The 21,924-nt window shown below is 57.5% G+C and carries 14 protein-coding genes; 5 read left to right on the top strand and 9 right to left on the bottom strand.

All coding sequences use genetic code 11. The features are described 5' to 3' along the window. Positions 1-691 precede the first annotated feature (691 nt). Together J4864_RS09580 and J4864_RS09585 are read left to right on the top strand one after the other, a co-directional pair. Positions 692-1,780 carry an o-succinylbenzoate synthase gene (locus J4864_RS09580; protein ID WP_211814710.1) on the top strand — a complete coding sequence of 363 codons (1,089 nt, stop codon included), beginning with the start codon at positions 692-694 and terminating at the stop codon, positions 1,778-1,780. A 2-nt stretch (positions 1,781-1,782) separates the two neighbouring features. Then, entirely contained in the window at positions 1,783-2,826 is a 1,044-nt protein-coding gene (locus J4864_RS09585; RefSeq protein ID WP_211814711.1) for an AMP-binding protein, read from the top strand. 213 nt (positions 2,827-3,039) lie between these two features. Here J4864_RS09585 and rbr read toward each other — a convergent pair whose 3' ends face one another. From rbr to J4864_RS09605, 4 genes are all read right to left on the bottom strand, one after another. Further along, positions 3,040-3,693: a rubrerythrin gene (rbr, locus tag J4864_RS09590; protein ID WP_007367068.1), complete on the bottom strand. Its 654-nt coding sequence runs from the start codon at positions 3,691-3,693 to the stop codon at positions 3,040-3,042. A 604-nt stretch (positions 3,694-4,297) separates the two neighbouring features. Then, positions 4,298-6,463, bottom strand: a complete 2,166-nt coding sequence (locus J4864_RS09595; RefSeq protein WP_211814712.1) for an alpha-amylase family glycosyl hydrolase — start codon at positions 6,461-6,463, stop codon at positions 4,298-4,300. A 176-nt stretch (positions 6,464-6,639) separates the two neighbouring features. Then, positions 6,640-7,527: an ACP S-malonyltransferase gene (gene fabD, locus J4864_RS09600; RefSeq protein WP_036854045.1), complete on the bottom strand. Its 888-nt coding sequence runs from the start codon at positions 7,525-7,527 to the stop codon at positions 6,640-6,642. A gap of 101 nt (positions 7,528-7,628) precedes the next feature. Continuing rightward, entirely contained in the window at positions 7,629-9,353 is a 1,725-nt protein-coding gene (locus tag J4864_RS09605) for a DUF4153 domain-containing protein (RefSeq protein ID WP_211814713.1), read from the bottom strand. A 689-nt stretch (positions 9,354-10,042) separates the two neighbouring features. On the opposite strand from J4864_RS09605, the gene mfd reads away from it, so the two are divergent. Further along, positions 10,043-13,591 carry a transcription-repair coupling factor gene (mfd, locus tag J4864_RS09610; protein WP_211814714.1) on the top strand — a complete coding sequence of 1,183 codons (3,549 nt, stop codon included), beginning with the start codon at positions 10,043-10,045 and terminating at the stop codon, positions 13,589-13,591. 487 nt (positions 13,592-14,078) lie between these two features. Here mfd and J4864_RS09615 read toward each other — a convergent pair whose 3' ends face one another. Continuing rightward, positions 14,079-14,918, bottom strand: a complete 840-nt coding sequence (locus J4864_RS09615; RefSeq protein WP_211814715.1) for a peroxiredoxin family protein — start codon at positions 14,916-14,918, stop codon at positions 14,079-14,081. A gap of 185 nt (positions 14,919-15,103) precedes the next feature. Here J4864_RS09615 and J4864_RS09620 point away from each other — a divergent pair, with 185 nt between their 5' ends. Continuing rightward, positions 15,104-15,796, top strand: a complete 693-nt coding sequence (locus J4864_RS09620; RefSeq protein ID WP_007367077.1) for a queuosine precursor transporter — start codon at positions 15,104-15,106, stop codon at positions 15,794-15,796. Between the two features lie 105 nt (positions 15,797-15,901). Beyond that, positions 15,902-16,357, top strand: coding sequence for a preQ(1) synthase (queF, locus tag J4864_RS09625; protein WP_211814716.1), 456 nt, complete (start codon positions 15,902-15,904; stop codon positions 16,355-16,357). Between the two features lie 687 nt (positions 16,358-17,044). Here the strand turns inward: queF and J4864_RS09630 are convergent. The 4 genes from J4864_RS09630 to J4864_RS09645 form a co-directional block, all read right to left on the bottom strand. Beyond that, the gene (locus J4864_RS09630) at positions 17,045-18,028 is read right to left on the bottom strand and encodes an ISAon1 family transposase (protein WP_449579656.1); all 984 of its coding nucleotides are present in this window, start codon (positions 18,026-18,028) and stop codon (positions 17,045-17,047) included. A 1-nt stretch (position 18,029) separates the two neighbouring features. Further along, positions 18,030-18,374: an ISAon1 family transposase N-terminal region protein gene (locus J4864_RS09635; RefSeq protein WP_211813571.1), complete on the bottom strand. Its 345-nt coding sequence runs from the start codon at positions 18,372-18,374 to the stop codon at positions 18,030-18,032. 297 nt (positions 18,375-18,671) lie between these two features. After that, complete coding sequence (locus tag J4864_RS09640; RefSeq protein WP_211814717.1) at positions 18,672-20,561, bottom strand: DUF349 domain-containing protein; 1,890 nt, start codon at positions 20,559-20,561, stop codon at positions 18,672-18,674. A 158-nt stretch (positions 20,562-20,719) separates the two neighbouring features. After that, entirely contained in the window at positions 20,720-21,646 is a 927-nt protein-coding gene (locus J4864_RS09645; protein ID WP_007367083.1) for a magnesium transporter CorA family protein, read from the bottom strand. Positions 21,647-21,924 lie beyond the last annotated feature (278 nt).

The following is a 21,924-nucleotide window of genomic DNA, read 5'->3' on the forward strand; positions in this document are numbered from 1 at the left end:
GATTCATTCTTTCATTTTAATACGTGAAAAAGACAGATAAGATTTTGAAAAAGCATTACATGATTTCAAACAGATCCTCTGCAAATATAAAAGGAACGTGTAAAAAGCAGGACTGTAACCAGCAGTTTATCAAATGGTTATCAATCCGTTCGTAAAAGGTGACTGATTGGCCTCCAAAAGGGCGTTGGCAACACCTCAAAAGAGCACCTGTTGCAAGCCAATCAGGCATCTTTCGGGAGCCAGAAGAGCATGTGTCAGCTTTGGACCGCATAAAAATTTTTACAAACACCGATGGTAAGGGAATAAATTGTTTGTAGAAGATGGAAAGACAGGCTGATGGATGGACATTGTGTCAATTTACTTTTTCTGCATTTTATCCTGTAGTCCATCCTCCTTTGTACGACCATCCGTTTTCGGAGAGTCATACTATGCAAGTGCACAAGCCCTTTATTCTATCCTCGCCTATCCATTTAACGGAAGAACCGGAAATGTCTGCCGGACAGCTGCCTGTCAGAACATCGTCTGAAAATTTGTACGATCCGTTGTTTTTCCGTAACTTTGGATACGGATTCGGCTGCACACGGGGGCTTCCGGATCCGACAGTTCTGTCCCCCCCGTGCGCAGACCGGGACCTGCGTCTTGGACAGACGGGAAAGGAAAGGGGACCGGAACGGATGAAAAAGGAACAGAAATGTACAGCATAGCAATCACCTCAAGGACGCTTCACTTCCTCCAGCCGGCAGGAACGTCAAGGGGAGTCTACACTACAAGGAAGAGTTTTTACCTCACCCTGTCGGACAGCGGACGGCCGGGCGTGACAGGACTGGGAGAGTGCGCCACCCTCCCGGATCTGTCGTGCGACGCGCTGCCCGATGAGGAATACGAACGGACGCTGCGCCGCTTCTGCGCCGACTTCTGCCGCACAGGCCGTCTGGACATCGATGCGCTGCGCCCCTATCCGTCCATGCTCTTCGGTCTGGAGACGGCGAAGGCGCAGCTGGATGCAGGGGGCAGCACCGACTTCTTCGGCACGCCGTTCGGGCGCGGGGAGGAGGGGATTCCCATCAACGGTCTCGTCTGGATGGGGACTTTCGACGAGATGTACAGGCGGCTGGAAGCGAAGCTCGAGGCGGGATTCCGCTGTGTGAAACTGAAGATCGGAGCCATCGACTTTGACAGGGAACTCGACCTCGTCCGGCACATCCGCCGGACGTTCCCCCGGGAACAGGTGGAACTGCGTGTAGATGCCAACGGCGGCTTCCGTCCGGAAGAGGCGCTGCAGCGGCTGGAAGCCCTGGCACCGTATGGCATCCACTCCATCGAGCAGCCCGTCCGGCAGCACCAGTGGCGGGAGATGGCGCACCTGTGCGCCGCATCCCCCCTGCCGGTAGCCCTCGACGAAGAGCTCATCGGCGTGAACGATTCCACGGAGAAAGCGAGGCTGCTCGATACCCTCCGTCCGCAGTACATCGTCCTCAAGCCGAGCCTCCACGGCGGCATGGCGGGCACGAGGGAATGGATCCGGCTGGCCGGGGAACGCCACATCGGGTCGTGGATAACCTCTGCCCTGGAAAGCAACGTCGGGCTGAACGCCGTCGCCCAGCTCACGGCCGATGTCTACGGACCGCACATCAGCCTGCCGCAGGGACTGGGTACAGGCCGGCTCTTTGCAGACAACATTCCCATGCCGCTGGCGATGAGGGGCGACCAGCTGTGGGCATGCCGTCAGGAGAAGGACCGCCCGGGCGTGACGGCGCCGGCTTCCGACAAAAACCGCTGACAATGACACTACAGGATTTCCTTTCCGAATGGCGGAACGACAGTCCGCGGCTTCTCGTCCATACAAGCGGATCGACCGGCCGGCCGAAACCGCTGTGGGTGGAGAAACGGCGGATGCTCAACTCTGCCCGCATCACCTGCGATTTCCTCGGACTGAAGGCCGGCGACACGGCGCTGCTCTGCATGCCGCTCGACTACATTGCGGGGAAGATGGTCGTGGTGCGAAGCATCGAACGCCGGCTGCATCTGCTTTCCGTACCCCCTTCCGGGCATCCGCTCTCCGACTCCTCACTGTCCCGGCTGCCCAACCCTGACGGCGAGATTACCTTCGCCGCCATGGTTCCGCTGCAGGTTTACAATTCCCTGCAGGTCGCCGGGGAACGCGAGAGGCTGCGGCGCATCCGCCATCTGATCATCGGCGGCGGAGCGGTGGACGACAGGCTGGCTGCCGCCCTGCACGATTTCCCCCATGCCGTATGGAGCACCTACGGGATGACGGAGACGCTCTCGCACATTGCCCTCCGGCGGCTGAACGGCCCCGGTGCCGACGGCTGGTACCGGCCTTTCGAGGGCGTGGAGGTATGGCTCGACGAGGACGGCTGCCTCGTCGTCAATGCCCCGGCGGTCTGCTCCCGTCCGCTGGTGACCCGCGACAGGGCCGAACTGCGCCCTTCCCGTCCGGCGGATGCTTCTCCGCTCTGCGGCTTCCGCATCCTCGGGCGGAAGGACAATGTGATCGATTCCGGCGGCATCAAAATCCAGATAGAGGAAGTGGAACGCCGTCTGAAACCGCTCCTCGCAGACGGTTTCGCCGTCACAAGCTGCCCGGACGAGCGGTTCGGCGAGGCGGTCGTATTGCTTACCACACAGACCGACACCCCTTTGGTCGATGCGCTCTGCCGGCGGTGTCTGCCTAAGTTCTGGCAGCCCCGCCGCATCCTCCATGCCGCCGTCATCCCGCAGACGGCGACCGGCAAACCTGCGCGGGCGGAAATCAAAGCCCTGGCCCTTGCGCTGTGCAGGGCGGGCGACGGCTCCATCCGCTGACGACGCTGCCGTCCGGTGACCGGTCCCGCATACCGCCTCCCCGGACCGGCGTGCACGGCGGCGCAGCCCTTTTCGGCATAGACACGAGAAACCCCGGAAGTCCTTTTGTCAGACTTCCGGGGTTTCTTCATGTCTGTTGCAGCCCCCGGCGGGTCGCCCCGCCATGTCCTTCTGCCGTCCCGGCGGCCGTGGGATGAGGCTGCCGCTGTGGTCTTAGAAGTTGTTCTCCTGTACCTGGAAGAAGCTCTGCGGATGGTTGCAGACCGGGCAGACAGCAGGTGCCTTCTTGCCGACTACGATGTGTCCGCAGTTGCGGCACTGCCAGATGCAGTCGCCTTCGCGTGAGAACACCACGCTGTCCTCGATGTTCTTCAGGAGTTTGCGGTAACGCTCCTCGTGGTGCTTCTCCACCTGGCCTACGCCGCGGAACTTGACAGCCAGCTCGGGGAATCCCTCCGCCTCGGCATCCTTTGCCATCTGGTCGTACATGTCCGTCCACTCCCAGTTCTCACCGGCAGCGGCGTCTGCGAGGTTCTGGGTCGTTGTCGGGATGTCGCCCTCGTGCAGGAACTTGAACCAGATCTTGGCGTGTTCCTTCTCGTTGCGTGCTGTCTCCTCGAAGAAACCGGCGATCTGCTCGTAGCCGTCCTTCTTGGCCTTGGAAGCATAGTAGAGGTACTTGGTGTGCGCCTGGCTCTCACCGGCAAAAGCATTCTTGAGATTCTGCTCGGTCTTCGTGCCCTTCAGGGCTGCCGGGTCGAAAGCCTTGAACTTGCCGGCTTTTGCGTGACATACCGGGCACTCTGCCGGTGCCTCTGTTCCTTCGTGGATATAACCACAGACGGTGCAAATAAATTTCTTCTTCATAATGTCTTTGTATTATAATGTAATCAAATCTTGTTCTTTTGTGGCTGCAGGCCGCTTCACCCTACTGGTGTACAGCCGGATAGGACATCGTCCGATTCCTGTAATTATTTCAATCTTTCGGGTGCAAAGTTAGGAATTTAATCCGATACCATCCAAGTTTTCATCGATTTTTTTCTCGGATCCGACCTATTTAGACGGTGGATAATTAAAAGGAAAAAGCCTCACCCCCGCCCCCTCTCCGAATGGAGAGGGGAGTGGATACCGAGATACCCCTATATGTCAGACAGGTAATGAGAGTCGATAAGACAAAAACAAGTCAAAGGATATGCAAACGGTGAGGTATCACACTGTTCACTCCCCTCTCCGAATGGAGAGAAAAAAAGGCCTCACCCCCGCCCCCTCTCCGAATGGAGAGGGGAGTGGATACCGAGATACCCCTATATGTATATGTCAGACAGGTAATGAGAGTCGATGAGACAAAAACAAGTCAAAGGATATGCAAACGGTGGGGTATCACGCTGTTCACTCCCCTCTCCATTCGGAGAGGGGCTGGGGGTGAGGCTTTTTCTTCCAATTCGGAGAGGGGTTGGGGGTGAGGCTTCCCTCACGCCGGAATCACCTTGAAGCGGATGCGGAAGGCATGCTTCTGCTCGTCCCAGTTGGTGCCTAACAGCTCGAAGCGGCCGATCTGTGCAGTGGAGCGCACGTGCCTGCCGATGCAGGGGCACACGTCATAGTCGCCGATGCGGACAAGGCGCAGCATTTCCGATGCGTCCTCGGGCAGGCGGTCAAGGCTGACGCCTTCGGGGAGGCTGTCGCGGTCGACCAGCTCGAAGGTCACCGGCAGGTCGTCGGCGATCAGCCGGTTCATCTCGTCCTCTATCGCCTTCTCTTCCTTGCGGTCGGGCTTGTGGTCGAGGATGAAGGTCATCTTGCTCTTCTTCCGTTCGATGTGCGCATTGGTGCTGCGTGCCGCGCCGAACAGACGGAACATCACCTGGTTCAGCAGATGCTCGGCGGTATGCGCCGGCGGGAACTCCTCTTTGTTGTGCGAATTCAATACGTATTCCACGGTTTTCTTCTTTATGTTGAACTTGTAAATCCGGCCATAGTTCCCGGGGACATCCAGTGCGATCTGTCCGTCACGTTTCAGTTCCGCCGTCTTCGTGAAGCCGGAAAGCAGGTCGGTCATCTCCACCTCCTGCTCGGGCAGACCGAGGAAATCGTAGGCATGGGCCGGCACGGTGACGCTGATTTGTACACGGCGGTCGTCGAAGTTGGCGACGACCAGCAGCACCTCGTCATCGGCCTTACGCAGGAAGGCGAACTGCCGGCGGGGATTGAACTGGTAGCTCTGGTTGTTGGCGTACATGAGGTCGAAGGTCTGTCCTTCACGCACGGCCTTCTCCCGGTTGCAGAAACGGAGGATGCCCTGGTAGACCAGCGACAGCTTCTTCTCGTCGGTCGTCAGCGCGTCACGGTGGAAGAATCCCTTGTAGACGGCCTCGCACGTCCAGTAGTCGAAGATGGTCGAACGGCCGTCACGCCCCGAGAAGCCTTCCTTGTCCATGCCCCTTTCGCCGAACTCCTGTCCTGCATAGACCATGACGGGGTTCTGCTGGAGGAGTGCGGAGACGATCATCCCCGGCACCCCTTTCCACGGATTGCCGGCGAAGAAGGCGGAGGCGATGCGCTGTTCGTCGTGGTTCTCGAGGAAGTAGAGCATGTGGTCGCGGATGTCGTCCACCTGCTGCCACTCGCGGGTGATGGACGATGCCGGCCGCTGGTCGCAGATCACGCCGCGGATGCAGTCGTACATCCCCACCTTGTCGTACAGATAGTCGAACCCGGACTCCACGTACATACGGTACTGGCCGGGGTCATAGACTTCGCCGATGAAGATGGCTTCCGGATAAAGGGCCTTGACCTGCTGCGTGGCGTATGCCCAGAACTCATGCGGCACCATCTCGGCCATGTCGCAGCGGAAGCCGTCGACACCCTTCGCCGCCCAGAAGAGCAGGATGTCGGTCATCTTCTTCCACGTGGAGGGGACGGGATTATAGTGGCAGCTTCTGCCGCCCGCATCGCAGTAATCCACACCGTAGTTCAGCTTGACCGTCTCGTACCAGTCGTTCTGCTGCGGATGGGCGTCGAAGCGGTCGTTGCCGGTACACTTCGCCGGGAACTCCTCGTAGGGTCCGGCACCATGGGCGTACTCGCTTTCGGAGATGCAGGAGAGGTCGAGCCGTTCGCCCGGACAATAATAAAAGTTGTTCTGCGCATCGAAATGCTTGCCGGTGTCGTCTCCCTCGCCGAGGTCCTCCACGCCCTGCGGCCGGGCGATGCTCCTGTACTGGCGTGCGACGTGATTGGGCACGAAGTCCATGAGCACCTTCATGCCTGCCGCATGGGTGCGGCCGACGAGCGCCTCGAACTCTGCCATGCGTGCGTCTACATCCACGGCGATGTCGGGGTCGATGTCGTAGTAGTCGGTGATGGCATACGGCGACCCGGCACGTCCCTTCACGACCCGGGGGTTCTGGCACGGTATGCCGAAAGCGGAATAGTCCGTACATGTCGCATGGCGGATGATGCCGGTAAACCAGAGATGGGTGACACCGAGGTCATGGATGCGCTGCAGCACCTTGCCGTCGAAGTCGTTCATCTTCCCCGCACCGTTCTCCTCCAGCGTTCCGTATGCTCTGCGGGTAAGGTTGCGGTTGCCGAAGGTGCGGGTGAGGACCTGGTAGATAACTAATTTAGTTTTCATTTGAAATCGCCTTTCCGCTCTTCCGGGACGGCGGAGCGGAAAGGTCTGTGCTTACAATTCTTGCAGGTGCGTCGGACGTCGGACGAGCCTCCTGTCCTGACAGACCTGCAAATCCATATTCTTGTTCTTGACTTTCCTGCGGCTCCTGCCCTCTCTCCAGAGGGCAGGGTGGGGGATTAATCTATGCCGTGTGCATTGACATTACGGTCGATGCGGGCGAGCATGCCCTGCAGGGCCTTGCCCGGACCGCACTCGATGAACTCGTCGGCACCGTCGGCGATCATGTTCTGCGCGCTCTTCGTCCAGCGTACGCTTGAGGTGAGCTGTGCGATGAGGTTCTTCCGGATTTCGGCCGGATCGGTGTGCGGGAGGGCATCCACATTCTGATAGACAGGGCACTTCGGCGTGTTGAACTCCGTCGCCTCGATGGCTGCCTGCAGCTCGTCCTTGGCCGGCTGCATCAGCGGAGAGTGGAACGCACCGCCCACCTTCAGCGGCAATGCCCGCTTGGCACCGGCAGCCTTCAGCAGTTCGCAGGCCTCCTCAATGCCTTCCTTCGAACCGGAGATGACCAGCTGGCCGGGGCAGTTGAAGTTGGCTGCCACGCAGACTTTCCCTTCCTTGGAGACCGTTGCGCAGACTTCCTCCACCTTCTCGTCAGGCAGGCCGATGATGGCCGCCATCGTGCCCGGGTTCTTCTCGCAGGCCTTCTGCATGGCGTTGGCACGTGCCGCAACAAGTTTCAGTCCGTCCTCGAAGCTCAGTGCGCCGGCGGCGACCAGTGCGGAGAACTCGCCCAGAGAGTGGCCGGCCACCATGTCGGGCTTGAACGCATCGCCTAAGCAGAGGGCGGAGATGACGCTGTGGAGGAACACGGCAGGCTGCGTCACCTTGGTTTCCTTCAGCTGCTCGTCCGTTCCGGCAAACATGATGCCGGTTATCTTGAAGCCAAGAATCTCGTCTGCCTTGTCGAAAAGTTCTTTTGCCAGCGGGTTGTTCTCATAGAGCTCCTTGCCCATGCCGACAAACTGAGATCCCTGTCCTGGGAATACAAATGCTTTCATCTTTTGTCAATTGTTTAATTGTTAATACTCTACAGCGTGCAAAGATACAGAAAATAAAGCAGATAAAGAAGAAATCGTCCTGAAAAGCCCCTGCTTGTCCCTCACTTTACGAAGAGAATGCCCGACAGAAAGCCGTTCTCGTCCTTCTCTTCCTCGTAGCAGGTCAGCCCCGTCAGGTACAGGCAGGTGTGCCGGCCGTAGAAAAGAGCCGGCCGCTGCATGCGGCTTTCGTTCAGTTCCTTCAGCTTCGCAACCGGCATCCGGACAGTGTCGGCCGTCTTTCTGCCCCGGTACTGATAAGGTATCGTCACGCTCAAGGTGTCATGCTTGACGTAACAGGGCAGGAAGCCCGTTTCGTAATCATACCTGACCGTCCGGAAAGCGGCATATCCCTTCGGTATCTCCAGTACACTGTCGGAGGCAGAACACTGGATGTTGAAGTAATACTTATCGTTGACTGTCGTGAAGGAGGGCTCGCCGGAAAGAAAATCCCGCATCGAGACCGCCTTCGCATCAACGACCCTGCTGATGTCTGTCGTGTCATAATGGGTATAGAGATAGACGAGTTTGTCTTCAAGGAGCTGGGACTGCCCGTCCTCCGGACCCTCCCATATCTGCTTCAGCTCCGCATCCCGCATCGGGAAGTGACGGATGCCTTTCTCCTCCGCAAGGCTTCTGATGTCCCGGCACAGCTGGCCGCACGTGAACGAATAGACATTGTAAGGCAGGACCGAAAGAAGCAGCAGCACGCCGGCAAACGAGCCGCCTATCCACCACAGCCGTTTCGCCCTCGTCACACAGAGTCCTATGCAGACGGCATAGCACCAGACGTTGAACGCCAGCAGATAGACACGCAGCACCGACACGCCGTAGTCGCTGAAACGGCGGACGATGCCGATGGTCATCAGCACCAGCAGCGGCAGCACGACAAGCGGCAGCCAGCGGAGGACCCTCCTGTCGAACCGTCTGTCTTCCGCCTGGAAACGGACAGGATAGAGCAGATGGACAACAATGACGGTAAGAAACATCAGCGCCGTTACCAGCCAGCTTACCCATCCGTCGGGCAGCGTCCATTCGAGGATGATCTTGAAGACGTAGAGATACAGCGTGGCGAGATAGGCGAAGAGCAGGGGGAGGAGCAGGAAATGGATGACGCCGTTCATGAACCTGTGCTGCATCCAGTCGCGGGGTGTACGGTTCTCTTCGGCCGAAGGTGTCTGCACGACCACCAGCGTGGGTGCCAGGAACACGAAGCAGAAGACCAGAAGATAAAGGAAATGGCTGTCGCTGACCTGGGCGCCGAACAGATAGAGGAAAGACAGCACCAGCAGCTCCAGCCCCAGGAACAGGAGTCCCGAAACGGCTATGGCCAGCCCCGCACGCCCCAGAAATCCGATGGCAAAGCGGATGGCGGGCCGGTCGTCCCCCAGCCGGCGGAAAGGAACGATGAAGAGGCTCACCGCAACGGCCACGCAGCAGGCTATGCAGGCGGCCGTCATGGCACCGTCCAGCGGATAGCGGCAGGCGAAAAACGAGCAGACCGCAATCCACACGATGTTCGCCGGCAGCATGACGACGTGCCGACGCCCTCCCGCACGCCCCTCCATGAACAGATGGAGCATATAGGAGAGTACGATTCCGCCCAGGGTCAGCAGGTCGGCCAGGAAATCGATACAGGTATAATCGTCCCCCGGCATCTTCCCGCAGACAAACCAGAGATGCACCGTGGCAAGGACGATATACACGAAAGTGACCGGAAAGCGGCCGACCGTCTCCACAAGACGGCCGCTCCAGTCTGCAAGGCTTGGCTTCTTCAACGGTGTCATACGCTTTTGATGTTTCAGCGCCGGCTCCCTGTCCGCCTGAAGGCAGGTGCGGAGCCGGACTTTGTGTTGATTCCGCAGCAAATTTACATAAAAACCTTGGTTTATGAGCCGATTGGGTAAGGAAACTGTTTTTTTTCAGAGGAAAGTCGGGTAAAGAAAGTGTTTTCCTTATTTAGAGCCAAGATGATCATTCCCGGTGAATGCAGTCCCGATCGGTCCGTTCTTTAATGGAGGCTGCGTTTTTCACCGGCGTACCTGCTCTGCACCCTGTAAATCCCGGTCTTCCGCTGAATGTATAGGCAGGGATAAAAAACGGCTCTCCCTCCCTTCTCGCTTCCCCTCCAGTCCTCCCTTCCTCTCCGCACCGGAGCTGCCCCTTTCTCCGTGTCCCCTCCGTGTCCTCTGTGTGAGCCGGATTCCCGGTCGGTGCATCGGTCGTATTCTCCGGGGGCTGCCGGGAACTCGGGTACCGGCGGCTGGGAACTCGGGTACCGGCGGCCGGGAATCCTGTTCCCAACCGGTCGGGAACCGTGTTCCCACCTGGCCGGGGACGTGCTCTGCCCTCCCGTCCGTTTCTTCCCCGCCGTGCCTCTTCCGCCGGAAAAGTAGCCGCCGTCCCTGAAAGGACGGGCCGTTTTGTGCCCTCTGTCTGAATTTTATTGTAACTTTGCACGCACAACGCATTTGCGATGAAGATACAGGATATACGGAAACTATACGCTATGCTGCCGCAGGCAGAAGCGGTACGGAAGGTACAGGAAGACGCGTCGGTGAAGACGGTTTTCCTGCAGGGACTCGTGGCGTCGGCGGCCCCGGTGTTCTTTGCGTCGGTCGCTGAACGGTGGAAGGCGACGACCGTCTTCGTGCTGAACGACAGCGATGAGGCCGGCTATTTCTATAACGACCTCAGGACGGTCGCCATGCCGGAAGACGGAGAGGACAGGGTGGCGGATGTGCTCTTCTATCCCTCGGCCTACCGGCGCGCCGTGAAGTACGGGCAGCGCGATGCCGGCAACGAGATACTGCGGACGGAGGTGCTGACGCGGCTCTCCGCCCTGGCTTCGGAGAAGGAGCGCCCGCTGCCGCTCTTCATCGTGACCGAGCCGTCGGCCCTGGCGGAGCTGGTGGTGTCGAAGCGGCAGCTGGACGAACGGCGGCTGACGCTGGCCGTCGGACAGCACACCGGCATCGTCGAGGTGGAAAAGACCCTGCGGTCGTTCGGATTCAGCGAGACCGACTATGTCTACGAACCGGGACAGTTCGCCGTGCGCGGCAGCATCATCGACGTGTATTCCTACTCGAACGAGCTGCCGTTCCGCATCGACTTCTTCGGCGACGACATCGAGACCGTCCGCACGTTCGAGGTGGAGACGCAGCTCTCTGACAGGAAGCTGGAGCGGGTGGAGATCGTACCCGAACTGACGACGCTGTCGGAAGAGAAGGTGCCGTTCCTGCATTTCCTGCCGGAAGACGCCGTGCTGGCTTTCAAGGACTTCCTCTATGTGCGCGATGCCATAGACCGGATTTACCAGGAGGGGTTCACCTCGCAGGCCGTGACGGAGAAGCTGGAGGGAAAGACGGAGATGGAACAGCGCGAGCTGGAGCAGGCCTTCCGCCGGGAGGGACTGCTCGTCCCGGCCTCGCGCTGGATGAGCGACGCCCTGGACTTCCGCCGCATCGAGTTCGGCGCCGGCCGTTCCGTCCCCGAACCGGCCGGGAAGGACGACGGCAGCCGGGCGGCGGTCGGCTTCGCCACCTCCCCGCAGCCCCTCTTCCACAAGAACTTCGACCTCCTGTCGAAGACCCTCCGCGACTACCTCCTCCAGGGGTACAGGCTCTACATCTTCGCCGACAGCGAGAAGCAGACGGCACGCCTGAGAGATATTTTCGACTCCCGGTCCGGCGGCGGTTCGGCGGCAGACTCCGAGAACCTGTCGGTGGCGGACGGCGTCTCCGCCTCTGCCGGGGCGAACGGGGGCTCCATCCCCTTCACCCCGGTCAACCGCACGCTGCACGAGGGCTTCGTCGACGGCACGCTGAAGGTGTGCTTCTTCACCGACCACCAGATCTTCGACCGTTTCCACAAGTACAGCCTCAAGTCGGACAGGGCGCGGCAGGGCAAGATGGCCCTGACGATGAAAGAGCTTCAGGAGATGGAGCCCGGCGACTTCCTCGTCCACGTGGACTTCGGCATCGGCCGGTTCGCCGGGCTTGTCCGTGTGCCGGCCGGCGACTCCTACCAGGAGATGATCCGCCTCGTCTATCAGCACAACGACATCGTCGACGTGTCCATCCACTCGCTGTACAAGATCAGCAAGTACCGCCGCGGCGACACCGGAGAGCCGCCCCGCCTGTCGGTTCTCGGTTCGGGCGCATGGGACCGGCTGAAGGAGAAGGCGAAGAAGCGCATCAAGGACATCGCGCGCGACCTCATCCGCCTCTATGCCAGACGGCGGCGGGAGAAGGGGTTCGCCTTCTCGCCCGACTCGTTCATGCAGCACGAGCTGGAGGCTTCGTTCCTCTACGAGGACACCCCCGACCAGCTGAAGGCCACGCAGGAACTGAAGCAGGACATGGAGAGCGCACGCCCGATGGACCGCCTCGTCTGCGGCGACGTGGGCTTCGGCAAGACGGAGGTGGCCATCCGCGCCGCCTTCAAGGCCGCCGCCGACAACAAGCAGGTGGCGGTGCTCGTGCCAACGACCGTGCTGGCCTTCCAGCATTACCAGACGTTCCGGAAGCGGCTGAAGGACATGCCGGTGCGGGTAGACTACCTCTCACGGGCCCGCAGCCCGAAGCAGACCCGGCAGGTGCTGGCCGACCTGGCGGAGGGGAAGATCGACATCCTCGTCGGCACGCACAAGCTGATAGGGAAGTCCGTGAAGTGGCACGACCTCGGGCTGCTCATCATCGACGAGGAACAGAAGTTCGGCGTGGCGACAAAAGAGAAGCTGCGGCAGCTGAAGACGAACGTCGACACGCTCACCATGTCGGCGACGCCGATCCCGAGGACACTGCAGTTCTCGCTGATGGGGGCGCGCGATATGAGCATCATGCGCACGCCGCCGCCCAACCGCTATCCCATCCAGACCGAGATAGCCTCTTTCTCGCACGAGGTGATCGCCGACGCCGTCAACTTCGAGATGAGCCGCAACGGGCAGGTCTACTTCGTCAACGACCGGATCAGCAACCTGCAGGAGATCGCCGGTCTCATCAGGAAGTACGTCCCCGACTGCCGAGTCGCCGTCGGGCACGGACAGATGAAGCCCGAGGAGCTGGAGGAGACCGTGATGGGGTTCATGAACTACGACTATGACGTGCTGCTCTCGACGACCATCGTGGAGAACGGCATCGACATCCCCAATGCCAATACCATCATCATCAACGACGCCCACCGCTTCGGACTCTCCGACCTGCACCAGATGCGCGGACGGGTGGGACGCTCCAACAAAAAGGCCTTCTGCTACCTGCTGGCGCCGCCGCTGGCCGCTCTGAACCCCGAGGCGCGCCGCCGGCTGGAGGCGCTGGAGACCTTCTCCGACCTCGGCAGCGGCTTCAACCTGGCCATGCAGGACCTTGACATCCGGGGGGCCGGCAACCTCCTGGGGGCGGAGCAGAGCGGATTCATGGAGGACCTGGGCTACGAGACCTATCAGAAAATCCTCAGCCAGGCGGTGATGGAACTGAAGAACGACGAGTTCCAGGACCTTTATGCGGAGGAGATGGGCGAGGGGAAGCAGATCACGGGCGACGACTTCATCGACGACTGTGCCGTGGAGAGCGACCTCGAGATGTACTTCCCCGACAACTATGTGCCGGGCAGCTCGGAACGGATGCTGCTCTACCGGGAACTGGACAACATCGAGAAGGACAGCGACCTCGAGGCCTACCGCCGCCGGCTGCAGGACCGCTTCGGCCCCGTCCCGCGGCAGGGCGAGGAGCTGATGCAGGTCGTGGCCCTGCGCCGCGTGGGCAAGCGGCTGGGCTGCGAGAAGATCATCCTCAAGCAGGGACGGATGCAGATGCAGTTCGTGTCCAATCCCCGCAGCATGTACTATCAGAGTGCCGCCTTCGGCAAGGTGCTGGACTATATCGGGCAGCATCCCCGCCGCTGCAGCCTGAAAGAGAAGAACGGCAAGCGGTCGATGGTGGTCGGCGACGTGAAGACCGTGGAAGACGGCGTGAAGGTGTTGAGGGAGATCGAGAGCGGGACGCGCACCCTGCCGTCCGCCGGGTAGCGGTATTCTGTTCTGGTTGGCAGGAATCGGAAGGTGTCGGGAAAAGGAGGAGAAGTGAAGGAATCCCCTGGGTGACTTTTGCATTTTAGGCGGACAGATGCTGCTTCCTGCCTGCAAGGGAAACAGCAGCCTCTATGACTGAAAGAGAAAGCCGGAGATGCGTAGGAGGTCGGGTAACGGAGAGGCTGTCGTTCTGAAACCTCTGCGAAGACAGACCTGCGCCCACTTCCCTTTTATATACTTCAGATCGTCTGCATCCCTGCCGTCCGTCTCTGCATGGGCAGGGATGATTCTGCGGAAATATGCGAATGAGAAAAGCCCCTTCCGCTACTCGGGCTGAGTAGCGGAAGGGGCTTTTCTCTGTTTTCCGGGGCCGGGCGGTCCTGCGGGGCGGAAGCTGTCAGGCTGCGGTTTCGCATTTGCCGCCTCGGCATCCCTGCCGGCACGTCCGGAAGTCCGCCCTGCCGGAGATGGCCGCGGAGGACGTTTACTGCTTCAGCTTCTCTGCCAGTACGTCCAGCAGTTTTGCTTCCCTGAGATCCATGGCGACGATCCTGCCTTCGGGATCCAGCAGGATGTTGGACGGGATGCTGCGGATGCCGTAGACGGCCCCTGCCGCCGACTGCCATCCCTTGAGGTCGGACATCTGCGGCCAGGTCATCCCCAGCTTCTCCACGGCAGCCGACCACTGCAGCTTGTTGCTGTCGAAGCTGACGCCGATGATTTCCAGCCCCTTGTCCTTGAAACGCTTGTAGGCTTCGACGACGTTCGGCATCTCCGCGCGGCAGGGGCCGCACCAGCTGGCCCAGAAGTCCACCAGCACATATTTCCCTTTGCCTGCCCACTGGCTCAGCTTCACCTGCTTTCCGTTGAGGTCGTCCATGGTGAGGTCCTTGTACAGGGATCCCGGCTGGCGCAGCTTGTAGGAGTCGAAGAGCTGCTTCACCTTCGTCATCTCCGGCTCGTTGTAGTAGCCGGTCCCGGGGTCGCAGAGTGCCTTGAGCTGGTCGTACTCCACGTCGTACATGATGTCCGCCACATACTTTGCCGGGAACCTGGTGTTCCGGAACTTCTCCACGATCTCCAGTACGGTGGCCTTCTGCATCTTGTCGAGGGAGTCGGCCTTCACCATGATCTCGTTCATCCGGGCCTTCTCCGCATCGGTGAATGTCGTGGGGTCCTTCTTTCCGAAAGCCTTGAAATCGGCTTCCAGCGTCTTATACTGTGCCTCGATCCGGGACATTTTCTGCTCGTAGGGTTTCGTGTCCTGCGCCTTGGCCGTCCATGCGGCGGCGGCCAGCAGGGTCATTAAAAAGATCTTTCTCATGTTCTTCCTTAAATTTAGTTCGATAATCTGATGAGGCTACAAAAGTAATGATTTTCCGCTTATCTCAAGGCCTTGTTATGTTTTTTTATGTGTTTTGTCCTGCCGGCCGGATAAAAATGCGTACCTTTGCAGCCGCTTAATTTCAACAGGGGTACTTGCTCAACCCCCTTCAACAAAACAAGACAATGACAAAGAACAGACAACAGGTGAGTGTGCTGTTTATGCTTTTCAGCATCCTCTTCTGCGTTTGCCTCATTGCGGCAAACATTCTCGAGACAAAGCAGATTTCAGTGGCAGGCATCTCCTTGACAGGCGGTCTGATCGTCTTCCCGATTTCTTACATCATCAACGACTGCGTCTGTGAGGTGTGGGGCTTCCAGAAGGCGCGCCTGCTGATATGGACCGGATTCGCGATGAACTTCTTCTTCGTGACGATGGGTGCGCTGTGCGACTGGATTCCGGGTGCACCTTACTGGACGAACGACGCCGGTTTCCATGCCATCTTCGGACTGGCTCCGCGGGTGGCGGCAGCCTCTTTCGTGGCGTTCATCGTGGGGTCGTTCGCCAATGCCTACGTGATGAGCCGGATGAAGATCCGCGACGAGGGCCGTCACTTCTCCTGGCGCGCCATCCTGAGTACGGTCGCCGGCGAGAGCTGCGACTCGGTCATCTTCTTCCCCCTGGCGCTGGGCGGCGTCGTGCCGGCCGAGGAACTCCCGAAGCTGATGCTGTGGCAGGTGCTCCTGAAGACCGTCTATGAGGTCATTGCCCTCCCGGTCACCATCCGCGTCGTGAAGGCGATGAAGGCGCATGAGGGGGAGGATGTCTACGACAATGACGTGAACTACAGCATCTGGAAGATATTTGCATTGAACTGAGGGACGCCAAGGGCGTTGGAGGGGACGGGCAGCCGCCGCTGCCGGCTGTCCCCTGCGGATTCCTTTGAATCCCCCACCGCTCAACTCCTATAACTCCTGAAACAGATGGAAAGAAACGAAGAAGGTCTGAAGTCCTTGGGGACGAAGACCGCATACAAGACGGACTATGCGCCCGAAGTGCTGGAGACTTTCGCCAACAGACATCCCGGGAACGACTACTGGGTACGGTTCAACTGTCCGGAGTTCACGAGCCTCTGTCCGATTACCGGGCAGCCCGACTTCGCCGAGATCCGCATCTCCTATGTCCCCGATGTCCGCATGGTGGAGAGCAAGAGCCTGAAACTCTACCTCTTCAGCTTCCGCAATCACGGCGACTTCCACGAAGACTGCGTGAACATCATCATGAAGGATCTCATCCGGCTGATGGATCCCAAGTATATTGAGGTGACGGGACTGTTTACGCCCCGCGGCGGCATCAGCATCTACCCGTACGCCAACTACGGCCGCAAGGGTACGAAGTACGAGAAGCTGGCCGAGCAGCGGTTTGTGAACCACGTGTAGCCGGAGCTGCCCGGTGCGGAGACTGTCTGCCGAACGGCAGCAGCCGCGCATCGCATGGTCGGGAATGCACCAGAAAAAAGGTTCTTCCGTTCAATGCGCGGATGCTTTTCATATAGCTTTGACGGGAGAACCGGCGTGGGTCATTCAACGAAAACATAGCCAAGGCTGTCAGCTGCCTGTTCTGTCGTCAGCCTCCGATGCAAAGACCTTTTCAATTTAATATGTCGGGAATACAGACAGGATTTTGAAAAACCATTACACCGTTTCAGACAGATCATCTGCGAAAATGAAAAACACGTGTAAAAAGCAGGTTCGTAACCAGCATTCAATCAATTGGTTATTGAGCCGTTCGGAAAAGGTGCCTGATTGGACTTCAAAAGGGCGTTGGTAACGCCTCAAAAGAGCACCGGTTGCAAGTCAATCAGGCATCTTTCAGAAGCTGAAAGAGCATGTGTCGGCATGGGTTGCATGAAAACAGTTTACAAACACCGATGATATGGGAATAAGTTGTCTGTGGAAGACGGAAAGACATGCCGGTGGACAGGTATCGTATCAATTTGCTTTTTTAGCGTCTTGTCTTGCAGTTTATCCTCCTTTGCAAGGCCATCTGATTTTAGATGGCCATACCTGCAAGTGCATGAGCCTTTATTCGGGTCAGTCCTAAAACCCAGTTGCAAGCCTATACTCTTAAGCACACAATTTCATAAGCCTATATAAAAAGAAAGGAATATCTGTAACTCCTCTGAACTGTGCCCTGAATGCCTTAACCTTAGCATTGAATGACTCGGCATTTGCATTCGTAGCTCTGTTTACAAAGAAATTGAGTATGGTTTGATAATGATTTTCAAACGTGTCAATCACTGTGTAGAAATTGTCCACTCCCAGCTCTTCAACCTCATTAAACCATTTTGCCAGCTTCAGCCTTGCAGCATCCTTGATGCTCTTGATGTTATAAATGTCGGTAAGTTTCATAGCCAAATCATATGCCTTTTTCAGTGTCGGATAATGTTCAAAGATGATTTCCGCCCTACCTTTCTGTGTTTCAGTCCACTTGGTCTTGTGCTTGGTCAATATGAACTTTGCTCTGGCGAGCAACTGCTTGCGCGTGTCACCATTGCTGTATCTAAATGGTATATATTCCTTACCCTTACTTTTAGCTTCTTTTATCTCCTCATTCTCTTTATCTCTTGCCATCCATCGGTAAGCAATACGCATGTCATCCAGAGCATCATAATATAGTTTCTGCACATGAAATCTGTCATTGGTAATAAGTGCTTTTGGAAAAACAGAGCGGGCTATGCGCATCATAGAAGATGATAAATCGAGTGTTATCTCCTTGACTGTCTTTCGTTTAGAAAGGTTTATCGTCTTGAGAACCTGGATGACGTCCTCTGCCTTGGTCCCTTTAACCACAGCTACCAAAGTCCCTTTTCTGCCCTTTCCCGCCTTGTTGGTCAGAAAAGTATAAACCTCGCCACTGCTTAGACAGGTCTCATCAATACTTAGGTTCTCACCTATGTTATCTTCAAACAATAGCCAGTCTTGAGCATGCCCCAACTGGTCCCAGCTACGATAATCACTGAAATGTTCCTTGTACTGTGTGGATAACTGCTTGCCATTTACGCCATAGTGCGCACCGATGCTTGCGATGCTCTCTGCAGTGGACTCAATTCTATTCTTTTAAAAAAGAAACGAACTCGGGGGATAGTTTACTGCCCTCGGCCGTCAAGTCATCATATGAATAAGTAAATATCTCTCCGTTGGAACTGTCACGCCACTTGCGACGGCGAACATGGAGGTAGACGGCTTTGCCACGAAGAGGAAAGTCCTGAATTACACGCTCGCTGGTAAAACCATAACTGCTTACAGTGCCTAGCTTATGGTCTGACTTTTCCATAAAGTTACGCTCGTCAAGCCAAAAGTCAAACTGGGAAACACTCTCTTGAATATCGACAACATCAAAGTAGTCGGCAAGTACATCTGGAAAGATGCAACGTAATAGTTGGTCACTCTTCATGATGCAAAGGTAATAAATACTTATGGAATTATGTGCTTAAGAGTATAGGCTTGCAACTGGGTTTTAGGACTGACCCCTTTATTCCATTTCCCATCTGCGCATTTAACGGAAGAACCATGAAAAAAGACCCTTCCGGCACTCGCTTTTGAGTACCGGAAGGGTCTTTTCCTGTTCGGGGAGGAGCTGTCTGCGGCCGGTGGCCGGCGCATTGCCCGGCAATGGCGCCGCCTTCAGGCGGATGCCGCATCTGCCGTTCTGAAGGGGCGGATGCCCCGTCAGAGGCAGTGCCGTCCCCCCTTATTTGTTCTCGGCATCGATGGCCTTGATCTTCTGCTTCACTTCCTCCATGTCGTCCTTGAGCTTCTGGATGCGGCGGTTCATCTCGTCGATGAGGCTGTTCCCTTTCTTTGAACTGATGTTGAGGAATCCGAGGTTGTTCTCGTAGGTGTTCACCTCCTGTTTCAGCTGTTCAAACCGGCGCATGAGCCTGCCCCGCTCGTTGTCGAGGGCGTCAGCTCCCCGGTCGGCCACCTTCTTGAGGTTGCTGCGGAAGTTGTCCATGCGTCTGCGTGCGGCAGTCACATGGAGGTCTTTGTACAGTCTGTCCAGCACCTCGTGGTATTCCTTGTAGAGCTTGTCCTTCTCCTTGTAGGGTACATGGCCGATCTTGCCGTACTGTTCGGTCAGCTGCTGTACCTTCTCCTGAAGGTCGTCGCCAGCATCCTCGAGGAGCTGCTGCAGGCGGGCGATGATGTCACGCTTCCTGTTCAGGTTCTCGTGTTCCTCGTTGCGTGTGCCGGCGTGTACGGCGTTGCGTGCCTCGAAGAAATGGTTGCAGGCCGTCAGGAAGTCGTGCCACAGCTGGTCGCCCAGCTTCTTGGGCACCATGCCGATGGTCTTCCATTCTTTCTGCAGGGCGATGAGCTTGTCGGAGGTCGCCTTCCAGTCCGTGGAGTCGGTCAGTGCCTGCGCCTTCTCCACGAGCGCCTTCTTCTTCTCCGCATTCTCGGCGAACTGTGCCTTGAGCTGCTTGAAGAACTCTCCTTTTCGTCCGAAGAAATCGTCGCAGGCGGCGCGGAAGCGTTCGAAGATCTTGACGTTCATCTTCTGCGGGGCGAAGCCGATGGTCTTCCATTCCTGCTGGACGGCGATGATCTCCTTGGTGTGCTTCTCCCAGTCGGCCGAGGTCTTGTTCTCCTGCCTGGCGATCTCCTCTACCTTCTCGCAGAGTGCGGTCTTCTTCGTGAGGTTCTCCTCCTCACGGCTCCGCAGTTCCTCGAAGTGCTGCTGGTGGCGTTTGTTGATGACGGTGCTGGCGGCCTTGAAGCGTGCCCAGATCTGTTCGCGGAGCTCTTTGGCGACGGGTCCCGTCTCCCGGTATTCCTGGTGCAGCTCCTGCAGCTGGTGGAAGGCGCTGATGACATCCGGCTCGTCGGCCAGTTTCTCCGCCGCCTCGCAGAGACGGGTCTTCTTCTCGAGGTTCTTCTTGAAGTCGTATTCGCGCGCCTCCCGGTTGAGGTTCAGCAGGTCATAGAACTGCTCGACGTAGAGCTGGTAGTTCCGCCACAGTTCGTTCGCTTTCTCTGCCGGCACCATCTTGATTTCTTTCCATTCCTGCTGCAGCTTCTTGAGCTGGTCGAAGTTCTTGTTGGCTTCCTCGGGTGTCGTCACCATCGCCTTGATCTGTTCGATGATGCCCTCCTTCCTCTTGAGGTTCTGCTGTTTCTCCTCTTCGAGGGCGAGGAACGCTTTCTGGCGTTTCTCCTTGATGATGGTCATCTCGGCCTTGAAGGTCTCTTCGTCCTCGTCGGGCAGCACCTGGAATTTCTCCGGGTCGCCTCCGTCGTCGAGGTAGGCCTTCTGCTGTGCTTCCCGCTCGGCGAAGTGCAGCTTGTAGAAGGCCGTCTTGAGATGGTCCACTTCGGCCTTTTCGGGTGTCTCGTCGCTGCCGGCGATTTCCTTCAGGCGTTCTATGATTTCCTTCTTGGAACCGTATGCCTTCGCCGCGGGGTTTTCCTTCCCGTCTTCAGGTTGTGTTTCAACTGGCTGGTCCTGGCTTTCATCAGCCGTGTCAGCCTGTCCGTTCTGTGCCCCGGCCTCTTCTGCGGCTGCGGGTCTGGCAACTTCTTCAGACAGTTTAGCTTCTTCCGTACCCTGGTTCAGGGCATTCTCTTGAGAGTCCATCATTTCACTTGTTGTTTGTGATTCGGGTTTTTCCGCATTTAAGGTTTCCGGCTGCTGCGCTTTCGCGCAGCAGTCGTCCGCCATCTTATATATCAACTGCAAACTTATATAAAAAGTTTGAAAATACCTAATATTACGTTGATTTTTTTCGTTTCTTCGTTCTAAAGCAGGCGTTTGCGGCGCAGGAACCACCAGGAGGCGGCCGAGACGACCACCGACATCAGCAGTGCGATGGGGAATCCCCAGGAGTAGGTTTCCATGCCGTTGATGAGGTTCATTCCGAAGAGGGAGGAGATGAGCGTCGGCAGCATCATCACGATGGAGACCGAGGTCAGCGTCCGCATCACGGTGTTCATGTTGTTGTTGATGATGCTCGAATAGGTGTCCATGGTGGATTCGAGGATGTCCGAGTAGATGCTCGTCGTCTCCCTGGCCTGCGACATCTCGATGTTCACGTCTTCGATCAGGTCGGCATCCAGTTCGTCTACCTGCAGTTTGAATTTCAGTTTCGCCAGCAGGTTCTCGTTGCCCCGGATGGAAGTAATGAAGTAGGTGAGCGAGTCCTGCAGCCGGCTCAGTCCGACCAGGCTCTCGTTGTCCACTCCCTTGTCCAGGTTGCGCTTGGCTTTCTCTATCAGGGTGTTGATCTGCTTCAGCCGTTTCAGGTACCACACGGCGGACGACAGGAAGAGGCGGAAGATCAGGTCGACGTAGTCGGTGAATCCCTCCCCCCGTTTCTGCTGGTAGCTGACGAAGTCGAGCATCATGTTGGTCTCGAAGTTGCACACCGTGATCGTCACGTCCTTCTTGTGGATGATGCCCAGCGGCACGGTGGTGTAGGGGGTGCGCGATCGTATCTCCTTCACGTAGGGGATACGGAGGATGATCAGCATCCATCCGTCGTCGTACTCGTAACGTGCACGCTCGTCGGTATCGCTGATGTCCGAGAGGAAGTAATCGGGGATGTGGAAGGTGTCTTCAAGCTCCTGCTGGTCCTGCTCTGTCGGGCAGGTCACCTGAATCCAGCAATTCGGCTGCCATTCCTTAATGACATTCAGGTTTCCGTTGATGTTCCAGTATGTCTTCATTTTGCTAATCTCCAAAGTTAGGGATGGTGTGGGGATCAGCAGCTCACGGTTGCGGTCCTCACGCCTACAGATTGAAATTCTCCGCGTGATAATCGTCCATTTATGATGAAGTGTTGGTTTGTGCCTGCAAAATTAGACAAAAAAAACGGTTGGGGCAAACAAACGCATAAGTTTTTCGCAGGGGGAGGATTCTTAAGGCTTCTGGGGGGAGGGTAGGCGGGGATAAGCGGGGATGTGCGGGGGGAGGCGGTGATAGGCGTTGATAAAAAAAGTACCAG

It is taken from the genome of Prevotella multiformis (assembly GCF_018127985.1).
Classification (GTDB): Bacteria; Bacteroidota; Bacteroidia; order Bacteroidales; family Bacteroidaceae; genus Prevotella; species Prevotella multiformis.

Coding starts and splice junctions, on each gene's coding strand:
- J4864_RS09615 (WP_211814715.1), bottom strand. CDS start 14,918: ATGAGAAAGATCTTTTTAATGACCCTGCTGGCCGCCGCCGCATGGACG.
- J4864_RS09645 (WP_007367083.1), bottom strand. CDS start 21,646: ATGAAGACATACTGGAACATCAACGGAAACCTGAATGTCATTAAGGAA.
- J4864_RS09605 (WP_211814713.1), bottom strand. CDS start 9,353: ATGACACCGTTGAAGAAGCCAAGCCTTGCAGACTGGAGCGGCCGTCTT.
- mfd (WP_211814714.1), top strand. CDS start 10,043: ATGAAGATACAGGATATACGGAAACTATACGCTATGCTGCCGCAGGCA.
- J4864_RS09640 (WP_211814717.1), bottom strand. CDS start 20,561: ATGATGGACTCTCAAGAGAATGCCCTGAACCAGGGTACGGAAGAAGCT.
- rbr (WP_007367068.1), bottom strand. CDS start 3,693: ATGAAGAAGAAATTTATTTGCACCGTCTGTGGTTATATCCACGAAGGA.
- J4864_RS09585 (WP_211814711.1), top strand. CDS start 1,783: ATGACACTACAGGATTTCCTTTCCGAATGGCGGAACGACAGTCCGCGG.
- J4864_RS09595 (WP_211814712.1), bottom strand. CDS start 6,463: ATGAAAACTAAATTAGTTATCTACCAGGTCCTCACCCGCACCTTCGGC.
- J4864_RS09580 (WP_211814710.1), top strand. CDS start 692: ATGTACAGCATAGCAATCACCTCAAGGACGCTTCACTTCCTCCAGCCG.
- J4864_RS09635 (WP_211813571.1), bottom strand. CDS start 18,374: ATGAAGAGTGACCAACTATTACGTTGCATCTTTCCAGATGTACTTGCC.
- fabD (WP_036854045.1), bottom strand. CDS start 7,527: ATGAAAGCATTTGTATTCCCAGGACAGGGATCTCAGTTTGTCGGCATG.
- J4864_RS09620 (WP_007367077.1), top strand. CDS start 15,104: ATGACAAAGAACAGACAACAGGTGAGTGTGCTGTTTATGCTTTTCAGC.
- queF (WP_211814716.1), top strand. CDS start 15,902: ATGGAAAGAAACGAAGAAGGTCTGAAGTCCTTGGGGACGAAGACCGCA.